This is a genomic window from Nonomuraea antri (assembly GCF_013283785.1).
In the GTDB taxonomy this organism is placed as follows: domain Bacteria; phylum Actinomycetota; class Actinomycetes; order Streptosporangiales; family Streptosporangiaceae; genus Nonomuraea; species Nonomuraea antri.
Window position 1 is genome coordinate 1 of sequence record NZ_JABCPZ010000109.1, and the last position, 14,132, is coordinate 14,132.

Here is a 14,132-nt window from a genome sequence, read left to right on the forward strand (position 1 = left end):
GGGCGAAGGGGCGGCCGGTGGGCCGGGCGCGGGGGTGGCGGAGGCGTTCGCGGCCCGGGCCGCCGCGTACGGCGTGTTCGTGGTCACCACGCTCACCTACTTCGAGTCGCTGGCCGGGGTGCGCGACCCGGCCCAGGACGCCGTCCCCGTACCGGCCGGCGGCCCGGCCAACGCGCTGCACGCGGCCCGCGCGCTGCACGAGGCGGGCGTGCCCCTGCTGGCCGGCACCGACGCCAACCCGTACGCGCCGGTGCACGGCGAGAGCCTGCACCGGGAGCTGTACCTGCTGACCCTGGCCGGGCTCACCCCCGAGCAGGCGCTGGCCGCGGCCACCGGCGCGCCCGCCCGCCACTTCGGGCTGGCCGACCGCGGCCGCGTCGCCCCCGGTCTCCGCGCCGACCTGCTGCTCGTGGACGGCGATCCGACCAGCGACATCACCGCCACCCGGGCCATCGCCGGCATCTGGCGGCGCGGGGTGCGACTGGCCGGCCGGTCCTGGGGCAGCTTGGCTGCGGGAGGGGAACACCCCTGACGTCTCAGGAGGTCCGCATGGGCTCGGGAAAGCCCCCGCAGCACGACCACGGAACCGGCCACGGACACGGACACGGACACGGGCATGGGCACGGCCACGGCGGCGCCACCATCGACTACCCGCGCGCCTACGAGGTGTTCGCCGAACTCGGCTTCGCGGGCCGGCGCCGGCTGGTCTTCACCCAGCTCGCGGCCCTGACCGGGGCCCGCGCCGGCGACACGATCGTGGACGTCGGCTGCGGCACCGGGTTCCTGACCCGGCTGCTGGCCCCGCTGGTCGCCCCCGGCGGCCAGGTGATCGGCGTGGACCCGGCCCCGCAGATGATCGAGTACGCCCGCCGCCACGCCCCGCGCAACTGCACCTACCGGATCGGCGAGGGGCAGGCGCTGGACCTGGCCCGCGAATCCTGTGACGCGGTGGTCTCCAGCCTGGCCGTGCACCACATCCCGGCCGAGGAGCGGGCCACGGCGGTGGCCGAGATGTTCCGGGTGCTGCGTCCCGGCGGGCGGCTGCTGATCGCGGAGTTCCGTCCGCCCGCCATCGCGGTGGTCGCCAGGCTGCTGCGTCCGGTGCTGCCGGACAGCCCCAAGGAGCTGCTGTCGGCGCTGGTGCCGGCCGCCGGGTTCCGGTTGCAGACCGAGGGCGACCTGCGTCCGTCGCTGTATTACCTGCGTGCCGTCAAACCGTAGAAATTTTCTCCCATGCCGGTGTCTGTCCTCGCGTGACCCGTTCGTCGGTGTACGTAACCTTCAGCCAAGAACGGAAATGGGACTCAGATGAACACCGTGACCTCCAGCGACGGCACCCGCATCGCGTTCGACCGCGTCGGCGCCGGGCCCGCGGTCGTCCTCGTCGACCCGGCGATGTGCTACCGGGGCGCGGGGCCGAACACGCCGCTCGCCCCCGAGCTGGCGCGCGACTTCACCGTCTACACCTACGACAGGCGCGGACGCGGCGACAGCGGCGACGCGGAGGAGTACTCGGTCGAGCGCGAGTACGCGGACCTGGCCGCGCTGATCGAGCACGCCGGCGGCGCCGCGTTCGTCTTCGGCCACTCCTCTGGCGGGGTGCTGGCCGCCGGGGCGAGCCTGGCCGGGGTGCCGATCGCCCGGCTGGCCCTGTTCGAGCCGCCGCCGGTCGACGACGGCGAGATGCCCGTCCAGCTCGACAAGCTGGTGCGGGCCGGACGGCGGGGCGAGGCGGTGGAGCTGTTCCAGTCCTCGGTCGGGCTGCCCCAGGAGATGATCGCCGGCATGCGTAACTCGCCGTTCCGCCCGGCGCTGGACGCCATCGCGCACACGCTGGTCTACGACACCACCATCGCGGGCTGGATCACGCTCGACGCGTACGCCGGGGTCGCCGTCCCGACGCTGCTGGTGGACAGCGAGTCGAGCCCGCCGACGCTGCACGAGTCCACCGCGGCGGTGGCCGCCGCCGTCCCCGGCGCGCGCCGGCGCACCCTGCCCGGCGGCTTCCACGACGTCGCGCCGGACGTGCTGGCCCCCGCGCTCAAGGAGTTCTTCACCGCGTAGCCCGCCGAGCACCCGCCTATACACGAGTTTGCTGGTCAGCGGTGCCCTGTTGAGAAAAACGAGACGTTGCGATCCTGGGGTCCACCAAGATCGCTACGTATAGTGATGGCCGATGTCACTTCGTGATTACAGGGGGAGACCATGAGAGTTAGCCTTATCGCCGCCGGCGGTGCGCTACTCGCTGCCGCCGCGATCTTCGGGACGGCCGGCGCCGCCAGCGCCGACTTCTCGGATCCGCAGAACAACGTGACGGACTGCGCCCTCGGCACCAACGACGACTCGACCTACCAGCGCGTTCTCCCGAACGGCGCGGTCATGTCCGGGACCCGCGACGCCGACGCCTGCAAGAACGGCTTCAGCCAGCGTTGGGGCTGGCACGGCTGGCCGGGCTGGCACCGGGACGAGATCCACCACTTCCCGGGCCGCTACAACTGGCCCAACAGCGGCAACGGCAACTGGGTCGGCCACGGGTTCGGCAACAACCCCGGCATCGGCGTCTGATCGCTCGCCCCAACACCGGTCCCGGCGCCCTCACGGCGCCGGGACCGGCGGCGTTCCCGGCGTATCAGCGGGTTTCCCGGCACGCCCGCGGGGCTCACGACATGTCGGCGGCGTCAGGACATGTCGGCGGCAGCCCGGCGCATCGCGACCTCGACGCCGTCGAGCAGCACGGTCAGCCCGACCGCGAACGCCTCGTTCACCTTGTGCGCCAGATACGGCTCGTCCTCGCCGGCCCCATCCCTCGGCAGGGGTTCGCTCTCCAGCCATCTCACCAGCGGGAACCGTCCCGCGAACCCCGGCGCGACCTCTTCGAGCAGGCTCGCGCGCGCCTGCCACCACTCCTCGTCCGACACGCCGGTGGCCGACGGCGCCTGCCTGGACTCGGCCACGGTCCGCGCCGAGCCCCGCACGAAGTCCATCAGCGACGCCACCACCCCGCGCAACGTCCCCGGCCCGAGCCCGGTCTCGCGCAGGATCCGCACCAGCGACTCCAGCAGCGTGAACTCGTTCGGCCCCAGCACCGGCCTGGCCTGCGAGACCTGCAGCACCCAGGGGTGACGCAGGTAGAACGCCCAGGTGCGCGCGGCCCAGTCCGTCACGGCCGCGCGCCAGCCGCCGCTCAGGTCGTAGTCGGCGGGCAGTTCGGCCAGCACCCGGTCGTACATGAGGTCGACCAGTTCGCCCTTGCTCGGCACGTACGTGTAGAGCGCCATCCCGGTCCGGCCCAGCCGCTCGCCGACCTTGCGCATGGACAGGGCGGCCATGCCTTCCTCATCGGCCACCGCGATGCCGGCCTCGACGATGACGTCCACGCTCAGCCCGGGTTTCGGCCCCGGCCGGCCCGAGCCGGGCTCCTTGGCGCCCCACAGCAGGGCCATCGAGCGGCGCGGGTCACCCTGTCCTGCGTAAACGACCAACCCACAACTCCTTACGGCATAAACCAACGGGCGGCCGTAAGAGTATCAACCCCCGGATCACTCCGCCGAGGCACGGAGCGCGGCCACCGCGGCCAGCATCCGCCAGGCGTGCTCGGGCCGCAGCGTCTCGCGCGGGTCGTGGTGGAAGGGGTCGAGGATCACCGTCGGCGCGCCGAGCTCGCGTAGTTCGGCGAGGTCGGCGGCGACCTGCTCGATCGTGCCCTCGCCGGCGAGCCGGTCCGGCCCCTCGACCGGCGTGTCGGTGACGCGCAGCAGGATCCGCGGCTTCAGCGCGGGCGGCGGGCATCCTTCCTCGGCCGCCATCCCCGCCAGCCGCGGCAGCCGTTCGCGCAGCCAGGACAGCGTGCAGCGCAGCGGATGCCACGCCTGGCCCAGCCGCACCGCGCGGCGCAGCGCCGCTGCCGCCGCCCACCCAGAACGGGATGGCGCAGCCGCCGCGGTAGTTGTCGTCGTCGTCCTCCCAGGCGGCGCGCATCGCGCGCAGGTGCTCGTCGGTCACCCGGCCGCGCCGCTCGAACGGCACGCCGAGCGCGTCGAACTCCTGCCGCGCCCAGCCGGCCCCCACGCCGAGCACCAGCCGCCCGCCGCTGAGCTGCTGCAGGTTGGCGGCCATCCGGGCGACCAGCAGCGGATGCCGGTACGGGACGATCAGCACGCTGGTGCCCAGCCTGATGCGGCTGGTGCGCGCGGCCAGCCAGGCCAGCGTGGTGAACGGCTCGAAGAACGGCGGCGGATACCGGCCGGCCACCTCCGGCGTGAGCACGACATGGTCCGACACCATCAGCACGTCGAACCCGAGCCCCTCGGCCACCTGCGCCCAGCGGCACAACAGGTCGGGGTCGGTGCCTGGGCCGAAGTTCGGCACGCTCACGCCTAGCCGCATCTTGCCAGGCTATCGCGACCACCCCTGCTGACCTGGGGAAACGACGCGCCGCAAAATCGGGTGACCGGCGACCGCGGTCGCCGGTCGCGCCGACATCGAGCGGTCGGCGGTCAGTGGCGGGCGCGCAGCCAGCCGGCGAAGGCGTCCAGCGCCGCCTCGGTGCCCGTCCGTCCCACCCCGACCCGGAACCGGTCGGCGGGCGTGGGCGTGAGGTCGGAGCGGTAGATGCCGGCCGGCAGCAGCAGCACCCCCGCCTCCTCCACCAGCCGCGTGCAGAACGCCTCCACCCCGTCCGCGCCCAGGTATCGGGGGAACGCCACGCACCCGCCGTCGGGCGCCCGCCACTCGAACAGCTCGGCGAACTCGGCGAAGAACGCCTCGAACAGCGGCAGGTTCGCGGCGATGATCCCCCGGTTGCGCTCGATGATCCGGTCCCTGGCCTTGATCGCGATCCTGGCCAGGATCTCGCTCGGCGCCGCGTTGCAGATCGTGGTGTAGTGCTTGGCCCGCTCCAGCCGGCCGAGCAGGTCCTTGTCGCGGCAGGCCAGCCAGCCCAGCCGCAGCCCGGGCAGGCCGAGCGACTTGGAGGTGACGTTCATCGACAGCGCGGCCGGCGACAGGTCGGCCGCCTGCGGCAGCGTGCGGGACGGGTCGCGTTCGAGCCCCCGGTACACCTCGTCGCTGAACAGCCGGATGCCGCGCTCGTCGCACAGTTCGGCCAGCCGGCGGAAGTCCGCCTCGCCGATCACCTTGCCCGTCGGGTTGTTGGGGAAGTTGACCGACAGCAGGCGCGTGTTCGGCCTGATGGCGGCCTCGACGGCGGCCAGGTCCAGCGCCCAGTCACGCTCGGCGTCCAGGGCCACGCCGGTGACCTTGCACAGCGACAGCGGCACGGTCTCGGCCGACTGGTAGTTGGGCGTGATCACCACGGCGTGGTCGCCGGGTTCGAGCAGCACCCGCATGGTCAGGTACAGCGCCTCCTGCGCGCCGGAGAAGCAGAGCACCTCGTCCTCGGCGACGTTCTCGTACGTCCCCGCGATCGCCCGCCGCAGCCCCGGGTCGCCGTACGTCTCGGTGTACCCGAGCGACAGCGTCTCCCAGGCCCGCAGGTCCTCCTCGTCGGCCAGGGCGAGCAGTTCGGCCATCGTCATGGTCTGGGCGTCGGAGGCGGTCAGGTGGTGGCGGGCGGTGAACTCCCAGCGGGAGAAGTAGACCTCGAGCCGGAAGTCGGGCAGTGCGGTCACGTGTCGTTCCTCAGTTCGGCCAGCAGTGCGTACAGGGTGGAGCGGGAGGTCTTCAGCGCGGCGGCCACGGCGGGTGCGGCCCTGCGGACGGCGAGGATCCCGGCCCGGTCGAGTTCGGCCAGCACGGCCAGCCGGTCCTCGCGGGTCAGGCGGTCGACCGGGGTGCCGCGCTCGCGCACGAACGAGCCGATGATCTGCCGCATCCGCTCGGTCCAGTCCTGCTCGAACAGCGGCTCCGGGCGTGGCTGCGTCGGCGCGGCGAACGCCGACAACACGGCGGCGGCCTGTTCCATCGGGGTGCGGTCGAGGTTCACGCAGAGCACGGCCGAGGGCTCGCCGTCCGCGTCGCGCAGCAGCGCGCTCACCGACGACAGCCGCCGCCCGTCGGCCAGCGACTTCTCGTACGGGCCGTACACGTCCTCGCCGGTGGGGTCGAGCCGGTCCAGCTCGCCCAGCAGGGACGGGTCGCCGACGCTCCGCCTGGACAGCGGGTTCCACACGCCGAGCACGGAGTCGGTGCGCACGTCGTGCAGGACCACCTCGGCGTAGGGGGCGAGCAGCGCGGCCACGGCCCGGCAGACCGGTGACCACAGGCGCAGGCGGTCGTCGTTCACGCCTCGGATCATATGTCCAGATCGGACATTCTTTCCAACCCGGGCCGGTGGGGGTCAGGCGTGCGGGCCGACGGTGACCCGGCCGATGGTCAGGCTGGGCCGGCCCTCCATGATCTCGCCGAGCCGTGCGACCTGCGTGTCGAGCTCGCGCAACCGCCCGGGGGTGAGCTCGCGCAGCGGCTCCACGGTGACCTCGATCCTGGTGCCCGATCTGCGCTGGTGCCAGACTCCGGCCGCGGTGCCGTCCACCAGGAGCACCTGGTGGTTGCCCGCCTGCCCGCGGGCCAGCGCCCTGGTCGCCGCCTCGCCGGGGAAGAGCAGGTCGCGGGGGCGTCCGGCGACCACGTACGCGTCGAAGTACGGCAGCAGCCGCACCCCGCGCGGCGGCTCGTCCGGCAGGTCGGTGTCACCGGCGAGCACCCAGCCGGGCCGCCCGGCCACCCGCACCTCCTCCAGTTCCACCGCCGCGAACGCCGCCGTCGCCCACGTCTTCGGCGCGCCCGCCCACAGCGCGAAGTCGGCGGGCGTGGCCGGGCCGTACGCGTGCAGGTACGCCCTGACCAGGTCGTCACGCCCACCGGCGGGCGCGAAGCCGTCCGGCGGGCTGGTGTAGGTGACCTTGCGGCCCCGGGCCGGGCCGAACACGAACGCGCCCCGGTGCGCGGCCACGTGCATGACCTGCCGCCAGCGCGGCCACATGGTCTGGAACGCCGGCATCACCAGGTCGCCCGCCCAAGGACCGGTGGCCGCGATGACGGCGTCGCTGAGCTCGTCGATGGTCAGCTCCACACCGTCCACGACCTGCCTGATGGCCGACACCACCGCGTCGGTCTGCTCGGGGGTGAGCCTGACGCTCTCGGAGAACCCGTTCGAGTGCGGGATCGCCGACATCGCGCCCACCCACATGGGCAGGTCGCGGGCGGGCAGGAGGTGCACGGTGCCGCGCGGCCCGTGCGTCTTGACCAGGCTGCGCTCCTCCCACAGCGCCCGGCGCACGCCGGTGCGGGTCACGCCGTCGAGCCGCATCGCGACGGACAGCTCGGCCGCCGCCATCACCTGCGCGTGCGCCCCGCACATCGCGGCCACCACACCCGCCGGCGTGTCGCCACCGACCGGCTCCACCAGGCCCTGCCGGCGCAGCCGCCTCGCGCTGACCTGAGCCCACGTCATTTCGATCACCATTGCCTCCTTGCCGATGACCTCGACATTAGAGGGGTATGCGGAAGACTTCGTTCCTCAATGGGAAGGGAACCGGCGAAAGATGAAAGGGTGTCCCCTGTGAAGTATCTCTTGCTCATCTACACCAACCCTGCTGCTCAGCAGGCCATCGCCGACCACGGCGCCGACGTCATGGCCGAGGTCGACGCGCTGATGAAGGAACTCGCCGAGACCGGGGAACTGGCGGGCGGCCAGGCGCTGGCCGAGCCGTCGGAGTCCAGGACGGTGCGAGTGCGCGACGGGGTGCCCGCCGTCACCGACGGGCCGTTCTTGGAGGCCAAGGAATACCTGGCGGGCTACCTGATCGTCGAGTGCGCGAGCGTCGAGCGGGCCACCGAGATCGCCGCCCGCTGGCCGGACGCCCGCCTGTGCGCCATGGAGGTGCGCCCGATCATCGGCGAGGCCTCCGAGTGAGGCCGGTCCCGGCATGCTGACCTTCGCCGACGAGCTGCGGGAGCTGGCGCCACAGGTGCTCGGCGTGCTCGTCCGCCGCTACGAGCAGTTCGACATGTGCGAGGACGCCGTGCAGGAGGCGCTGCTCGACGCGGCCGTGCAGTGGCCCGAGCAGGGCGTGCCCGACAACCCGCGGGCCTGGCTGATCACGGTGGCCTCGCGCCGGGTCATCGACCACGTCCGCAGCGAGAACGCCCGTCGCCGCCGCGAGGAGCAGGTGGCGGTCGCCGCGCCGGCCGACGAGCAGGTCGCCCCGGCGCCGGGCGACGAGCGCGCGCCCTACCAGGACGACACGCTCACGCTGCTGTTCCTGTGCTGCCATCCGGCGCTGTCGCAGCCGTCGCAGCTGGCGCTGACCCTGCGCGCGGTCGGCGGGCTCACCACGGCGCAGATCGCCGCCGCGTTCCTGGTGCCCGAGCCGACGATGGCGCAGCGCATCAGCCGGGCCAAGCAGCGCATCAAGGCGGCCGGCGTGCCGTTCACACTGCCGCCCGAGCCCGAGCGGGCCGAGCGGCTGCGCGTGGTGCTGCACGTGCTGTACCTGATCTTCAACGAGGGCTACACCGCCTCGTCCGGCCCCGACCTGCAGCGGCCCGACCTGACGTGGGAGGCGATCAGGCTGGCCAGGGCGCTGCACCGGCTGCTGCCCGGCGACGGCGAGGTGGCCGGGCTGCTGGCGCTCATGCTGCTCACCGAGGCCAGGCGGCGGGCGCGCACCGGGCCGGAGGGCGAGCTGATCCCGCTGGCCGAGCAGGACCGCGGGCTGTGGGACCAGGAGCTCATCAAGTCGGGCGTGGGCCTGATCAGCCAGGCGCTGTCGGCCGCGCCGATCGGCCCGTACCAGGTGCAGGCCGCCATCGCGGCGGTGCACGACGAGGCGCCCGGCGACGCCGAGACCGACTGGCCGCAGATCCTGGCCCTGTACGGGGTCCTGGCCGGCTTGGAGGACAACCCGGTGATCACGCTCAACCGGGCGGTGGCCGTGGCCATGGTGCGCGGCCCGCGGGCCGGCCTCGACCTGCTCGACGATCTGGCCGCCGACGAGCGCATCGCGGGGCACCACCGGCTGGCGGCGGTACGCGGCCACCTGCTGGAGCTGTCGGGCGAGCACGCGGCGGCCGTGTCGGCCTACCGTGAGGCGGCCAGGCGCACCGCCAGCCTGCCGGAGCAGCGCTATCTTGAGTCGCGGGCGGCCCGCCTTTCTTGACAACGATTTTTTTCGGTGCGATCGTTGCATCATGTTCGAGGTGGGTGTGATCGAAGATCCCGCGGCCGCCGAGGCGTCGCTCGATCCGATGCGTTCGCGGTTGCTGGCCGAGCTGGTGGAGCCGGGCTCCGCCACGTCCCTGGCGCACAAGGTCGGCCTGGCCAGGCAGAAGGTGAACTACCACCTGCGCACCCTGGAGCGGCACGGGCTGGTCGAGCTGGTCGAGGAGCGCAGGAAGGGCAACGTCACCGAACGCGTGATGCAGGCCACCGCGGCCTCGTTCGTCATCTCGCCGACGGCGCTGGCCTCGGTGCAGCCCGACCCGGCCAGGTCTCCCGACCGGCTGTCGGCGCGCTGGCTGCTGGCGCTGGCGGCGCAGCTCGTCCGGGACGTCGGGACGCTCCTCACCGGCGCGGCCAAGGCGGACAAGCGGGTGGCCACGTTCGCGATCGACGGCGAGGTACGGTTCGCCTCCGCGGCCGACCGGGCGGCGTTCGCCGAGGAGCTGACCGACTGCGTGACCCGGCTGGTCAGCAAATATCACGACGAGAACGCCGAAGGCGGGCGCGACCACCGCTTGATCGTGGCCGTGCACCCCGCGGTGAAGAAGGCGAGCTGAGGCATGGGCCACCGGTTCGAGCTGCCTCTGGAGTCCACGGTCGAGGCCACCCCCGAGGAGGTGTGGCAGGCCATCTCCACCGGCCCGGGCATCGACTCGTGGTTCATGGGCCGCAACGACGTGAGCGGCGGCGCGGTTCACACCGCGTTCGGCGGCGTCGACTTCCCCGCCTCCACCGTCACGGCCGGCGAGCCCGGACGGCGCTTCGCCCACACCAGCGAGCCCCAGGCCGACGGCCGCTTCGTCGCCTACGAGTTCCTGATCGAGGGCCGCGAGCGGGGCAGCACCGCGGTCCGCATGGTGACCAGCGGTTTCCTGCCCGGCGACGACTGGGAGAACGAGTTCGAGGCCATGTCCTCGGGCCTGCCGATGTTCTTCGCCACGCTGGTGGAGTACCTGACGCACTTCCCCGGCCGCACCGCCGCGCCGCTCACCGAGTTCGGGCCGCCGATCACCGACTGGCCGCGCGCATGGGAGACCCTGTACGGCGAGCTGGGCCTGTCCCCGGACAAGCGGCCGGCCTCGCCCGGCGACCTCGTACGGTTCTCGCCCGGCGGGGTGGGGGTGATCGAGGGCGTGGTGTACCACGCCAACGCCCAGACGATCGGGATCCGCACCGGCGACGCGCTCTACCGCTTCCTGCAGGGTTTCCACGGGCCGATGATCGCCGCGCACCACCTGTTCGGCGCGGACCCCGGGGACCAGGGGCCGGCCTGGCACGCCTGGCTGTCCACCCTCTTCACCGACCACACCTGACCCACCGCACCGGGCGGCCGGCCCAGTCCCAGTGAGTCGGCCGGTCGGTGGGGGTGAGTTCCACGGTGGTCGGCGGGGCGAGCGGGGAGAACGGTGGCGGAACGGGCATGACCACCGGGTGAAAGTCGTCGCCCTGTCCGACACCCACGCACCCCGCCGCTGGCGGTCCTGCCCGCCCGCGGTGGCCGAGCACCTGCGCGACGCCGACGTCATCCTGCACGCGGGCGACGTCTGCGTCGCCTCCGTGCTCGCCGAACTGGCCGCCTACGCGCCGGTGCACGCGGTGAAGGGCAACAACGACGGCCCGGACGTCACCGCCCCCGACACCCTCGACCTGACCCTGGACGGACTACGCGTCGGCATGATCCACGACAGCGGCCCCGCCAAGGGCCGCCTGGCCAGGATGCGGCGCCGGTTCCCGGAAGCCGACCTGGTGGTGTTCGGCCACTCGCACATCCCGCTGGACGAATCGGACGACGGCCTGCGCATCTTCAACCCCGGCTCCCCCACCGACCGCCGCCGCCAGCCGCACGGCACGATCGGCCTGCTCACCATCGAGCACGGCCGCCTGACAGAGGCCAGGATCGTCCCCGTCACGTGAGTCCCGTCACGCGAGCCCATCATGCGAACCCCGTCACCTGAACCCCCGCCCGCGCGCCCGGACCGAGAACACGGCCGGGATCGGGGCGCCGCCCTCGGCGAAACGCTCCGGCCTGAGCCCCGCGTCGAGGAACCCGTGCAGCAGCTCGGGCAGCGGCCAGTGGCTGGCCCCCACCTTGTCGCGGACGCCCTGGTCGGTCCACGAGGCCCTGGTCCAGTGGCCGTCCAGGTAGCCGGGACGGATCACCACCGCCGCCAGGTCGCCGCGGTCGGCGAACCCGCCGACGAAGCACGGATGCACCCCCACGTGCACGAACAACCCGCCGGGCCGCAACACCCTGGACACCTCCCGCAATACCGCCAAATATCGTGGCATGTCGGTGTGCACCATCACCGACACCACGGCGGGCAGGCAGCCGTCGCGGAACGGCAGCCGCTCGGCGTCCGCCCGCAGGGCCGGCAGCCTGTCACGGGTGTAACGCAGCATCCCGGCGGACAGGTCGACGCCCACCGGGGTCCAGCCCAGCTCGCGGACCAGCCCGGCGTACGCGCCGGTGCCGCAGCCCACCTCCAGGCAGGCTCCCGCACCGGGGCCGAGCAGGTCGCGCAGGGTGCGGCGGATGCCCAGGGAGTCCGCGGTGTCCCTGGGCAGGAAGTCGTGCTCGTACCAGTCGGCGATCTCGTCGTAGGCGGCGTTCATGACCTCATTGACGCGCGGACGAGCGCCCGAGGCGAGCCTCGTTCGCTCACGGCGTCACTCCTCCTACCGGGAACCGGCGCCGTCAGGACAGGGCGGGTGCGCCGAAGACGTCGTCGCGGGCCATCGACAGCGCCGTCATCACCGCCCCCTTCAGCACCGGATTGTCGCTGATCCCGGTGGCCCGCACCGCGACCGGCACCGGCCCCATCCCCGACAGCCGCCGCTCCACCAGCGCCGCCAGTTCCTCGCCGCCCGCGCGGCCGGCCGCCCCCGCCAGCACCACCAGCCCGGGATCCAGGACGGCGACCGCCGCGAACACGCCCTCGGCGACCCGCCTGGCCAGCTCGTCGATCGGCAACCGGGGCATCGTCTCGCCCTCCAGCACGTCGCACAGCCGCTCCCCGGACACCGGCAGGTACCCGATCTCGCCGGCCCCGCCCGACATCCCGCGCCGCAGCCGGCCGTCCAGCACCACGGCCGCGCCGATGCCGTCGTCCAGCCAGAACAGCACGAAGTCGGACCGGCCGGCCGCCGCGCCCGCCCGGTGCTCGGCGATGGCGGCCAGGTTGACCTCGTTCTCCAGCACCACCGGGACGTTCATCCGCTCGCGCAGCGCGCCGAGCGTGTTGAGCCGCCAGCCGGGCACGTCGTTGAGCCCGGCCAGGTCGCCGGTGCGCGGGTCGACCATGCCGGGCGCGCCGATGACGACCGCGTGCAGCGCGAGCGGCCCGGACGCCGCCGCGACCGCCGTGGCGACCAGGGCGGGCAGGTCCTCGGCCGGCTCGCGCACCACGGAGCCGACGGTGCGGCCGGTGATGTCGGCGACGGTGACGTGGACCGAGTCGCGGCGCACGTCCACGCCGGCCACGTGGGCGCGATCGGCGACGATGCCGTAGAGGCGGGCGTTGGGGCCGCGCCGGTCACCGCCGCTCTCGCCGGTGACCTCGATCAGCCCGTTGGCCTGCAGCCGTTCGATGAGGTCGGACACGGTCGGCCTGGAGAGCCCGGTGAGCGTTCTGACCTGCGGCGCGGTCAGCGGCCCCCGGTCGAGCAGCAGGTCGAGCGCCAGCCGGTCGTTGATCGCCCGGGCGGTGCTTGGAGTCGCCGTCCGCATCTCTCCTCTTTTCATCAGGAACCCTGCCTGTTAATTTACCGGACATGAGAGACCCCCAACAACGTGCCGTCGCGGCCGTTTTCGCCCTGCACGGCGTGGTCGGCGGCAGTTTCGCCACCCGGATGCCATGGCTGCAGGAGAACCTGCAGCTCGACCCCGAGGTGCTGGGCCTGGCGCTGTTGTGCCCGTCCGTCGGCTCGTTCGTGGCGATGCCGATGACCAGCCGCTTCGCCCACCGTTACGGCGGCCGCGCGGCCACCCGGGTGTTGCTCGCCGCCTGGAGCGCGGCGCTGGTGTTGCCGGTGTTCGCGCCGGGATTGCCGTGGTTGTGCCTGGCACTGCTGGTGTGGGGCGCGGCGGCGGGTTCGTGTGACATCGTGATGAACTCGCTGGGGGTGGTGGTCGAGCGGCGGCTGGCCCGTTCGATCATGTCCGGCCTGCACGGCATGTGGAGCGTCGGCCACCTGGCCGGGGCCGGTGTCGGCGCGCTGGCGGCCGCCGCCGGCCTCGACGCGCGGCTGCACCTGACGCTGGTGTCGCTGGCGTTGCTGCTGGCCGGGGTGGCCGTGGGCCGCGGGCTGCCGCAGGGGCGCCCGGAGCCGGGCGAGAAGAAGCCGCCGCGTTTCGCCGTGCCGTCGCGGGCCATTCTGGTCATCGGGCTGGTCGGGTTGTGCGCCACGTTCACCGAACTGTCCGGCACGCAGTGGGCGGCCATCTACACCGTGGACGTCACCGGCGCGAGCGCGGGAGCCGGGGCCACGACCTACGCGGTGTTCGCCGGGTTCATGGTGGCCACCAGGCTGAGCGGTGACCTGGTCGTGCGCAGGCTCGGCCCGGTGCTGACCGTGCGGGTGTGCTCCGCGGTGGCCACGACGGGGGCGGCCGTCGTGGTGCTCGGCCGGACGCCCTGGCTGGTGACGGCCGGGTTCGCGCTGCTGGCCACCGGGGTGGCGGTGATCGTGCCGCTGGTGATCGCCTCGGCGGGCAAGGCCGCCGACTCGCCCGGCGTGGGCGTGGCGGGGGTGGCGACGATCACCTACCTGTCCGGGCTGGTCGCGCCCGCGGTCACCGGCTGGGTGGCGGGGGTGACGGCCTGGCCGGTGGCGTTCGGGGTGATCGGCGTCATCACGCTGACCATGGGCTTCCTGTCCGGCACGCTGCGCCCGCGGGTCACGGCCGAACCGGGCACGGCCGCCGCGGGCTGACCGATCGGACCCGCGC

The 14,132-nt window shown here is 73.2% G+C and carries 17 protein-coding genes; 10 read left to right on the forward strand and 7 right to left on the reverse strand.

The window, feature by feature from the left end; genetic code table 11:
- The 4 genes from HII36_RS30395 to HII36_RS30410 form a co-directional block, all read left to right on the forward strand.
- Positions 1-532: amidohydrolase family protein (locus HII36_RS30395; protein WP_173526711.1), on the forward strand; the 532-nt coding region annotated here is incomplete at its 5' end.
- A gap of 17 nt (positions 533-549) precedes the next feature.
- A complete protein-coding gene (locus HII36_RS30400; RefSeq protein WP_173526712.1) occupies positions 550-1,221 on the forward strand; it encodes a class I SAM-dependent methyltransferase in 672 nt (223 codons plus the stop codon).
- 87 nt (positions 1,222-1,308) lie between these two features.
- A complete protein-coding gene (locus tag HII36_RS30405) occupies positions 1,309-2,064 on the forward strand; it encodes an alpha/beta fold hydrolase (RefSeq protein ID WP_173526713.1) in 756 nt (251 codons plus the stop codon).
- A gap of 141 nt (positions 2,065-2,205) precedes the next feature.
- Positions 2,206-2,565, forward strand: coding sequence for a hypothetical protein (locus tag HII36_RS30410; RefSeq protein ID WP_173526714.1), 360 nt, complete (start codon positions 2,206-2,208; stop codon positions 2,563-2,565).
- A 113-nt stretch (positions 2,566-2,678) separates the two neighbouring features.
- Here HII36_RS30410 and HII36_RS30415 read toward each other — a convergent pair whose 3' ends face one another.
- The 5 genes from HII36_RS30415 to HII36_RS30435 all read right to left on the reverse strand — a co-directional run bounded on the left by HII36_RS30415 (position 2,679) and on the right by HII36_RS30435 (position 7,414).
- Entirely contained in the window at positions 2,679-3,482 is an 804-nt protein-coding gene (locus tag HII36_RS30415; RefSeq protein ID WP_173526715.1) for a TetR/AcrR family transcriptional regulator, read from the reverse strand.
- Positions 3,457-4,386: an LLM class flavin-dependent oxidoreductase gene (locus tag HII36_RS59295; RefSeq protein ID WP_173526716.1), complete on the reverse strand. Its 930-nt coding sequence runs from the start codon at positions 4,384-4,386 to the stop codon at positions 3,457-3,459. Before HII36_RS59295 ends, HII36_RS30415 begins: the two co-directional genes overlap by 26 nt.
- Positions 4,387-4,496: 110 nt before the next feature.
- Positions 4,497-5,630: an aminotransferase class I/II-fold pyridoxal phosphate-dependent enzyme gene (locus HII36_RS30425; protein WP_173526717.1), complete on the reverse strand. Its 1,134-nt coding sequence runs from the start codon at positions 5,628-5,630 to the stop codon at positions 4,497-4,499.
- On the reverse strand, positions 5,627-6,244 hold the full coding sequence (locus HII36_RS30430) for a helix-turn-helix transcriptional regulator (RefSeq protein WP_328807957.1): 618 nt from the start codon (positions 6,242-6,244) through the stop codon (positions 5,627-5,629). Before HII36_RS30430 ends, HII36_RS30425 begins: the two co-directional genes overlap by 4 nt.
- A 54-nt stretch (positions 6,245-6,298) precedes the next feature.
- Positions 6,299-7,414, reverse strand: a complete 1,116-nt coding sequence (locus tag HII36_RS30435; RefSeq protein WP_173526719.1) for a winged helix DNA-binding domain-containing protein — start codon at positions 7,412-7,414, stop codon at positions 6,299-6,301.
- A gap of 108 nt (positions 7,415-7,522) precedes the next feature.
- Between HII36_RS30435 and HII36_RS30440 the strand changes: the two genes are divergently transcribed.
- From HII36_RS30440 to HII36_RS30460, 5 genes are all read left to right on the forward strand, one after another.
- A complete protein-coding gene (locus tag HII36_RS30440; RefSeq protein ID WP_173526720.1) occupies positions 7,523-7,876 on the forward strand; it encodes a YciI family protein in 354 nt (117 codons plus the stop codon).
- A 13-nt stretch (positions 7,877-7,889) separates the two neighbouring features.
- A complete protein-coding gene (locus HII36_RS30445; protein WP_173526721.1) occupies positions 7,890-9,122 on the forward strand; it encodes an RNA polymerase sigma factor in 1,233 nt (410 codons plus the stop codon).
- A 31-nt stretch (positions 9,123-9,153) separates the two neighbouring features.
- Positions 9,154-9,741: an ArsR/SmtB family transcription factor gene (locus tag HII36_RS30450; RefSeq protein ID WP_173526722.1), complete on the forward strand. Its 588-nt coding sequence runs from the start codon at positions 9,154-9,156 to the stop codon at positions 9,739-9,741.
- 3 nt (positions 9,742-9,744) lie between these two features.
- Entirely contained in the window at positions 9,745-10,497 is a 753-nt protein-coding gene (locus tag HII36_RS30455; RefSeq protein ID WP_173526723.1) for an SRPBCC family protein, read from the forward strand.
- 118 nt (positions 10,498-10,615) lie between these two features.
- On the forward strand, positions 10,616-11,098 hold the full coding sequence (locus tag HII36_RS30460) for a metallophosphoesterase family protein (RefSeq protein ID WP_173526724.1): 483 nt from the start codon (positions 10,616-10,618) through the stop codon (positions 11,096-11,098).
- A gap of 33 nt (positions 11,099-11,131) precedes the next feature.
- Here the strand turns inward: HII36_RS30460 and HII36_RS30465 are convergent, their stop codons facing one another.
- Entirely contained in the window at positions 11,132-11,797 is a 666-nt protein-coding gene (locus HII36_RS30465; RefSeq protein ID WP_173526725.1) for a class I SAM-dependent methyltransferase, read from the reverse strand.
- Between the two features lie 82 nt (positions 11,798-11,879).
- On the reverse strand, positions 11,880-12,911 hold the full coding sequence (locus HII36_RS30470; protein WP_173526726.1) for an ROK family transcriptional regulator: 1,032 nt from the start codon (positions 12,909-12,911) through the stop codon (positions 11,880-11,882).
- Positions 12,912-12,955: 44 nt separating this feature from the next.
- On the opposite strand from HII36_RS30470, the gene HII36_RS30475 reads away from it, so the two are divergent.
- Complete coding sequence (locus HII36_RS30475; protein WP_173526727.1) at positions 12,956-14,116, forward strand: MFS transporter; 1,161 nt, start codon at positions 12,956-12,958, stop codon at positions 14,114-14,116.
- The last annotated feature ends 16 nt before the right edge of the window (positions 14,117-14,132 follow it).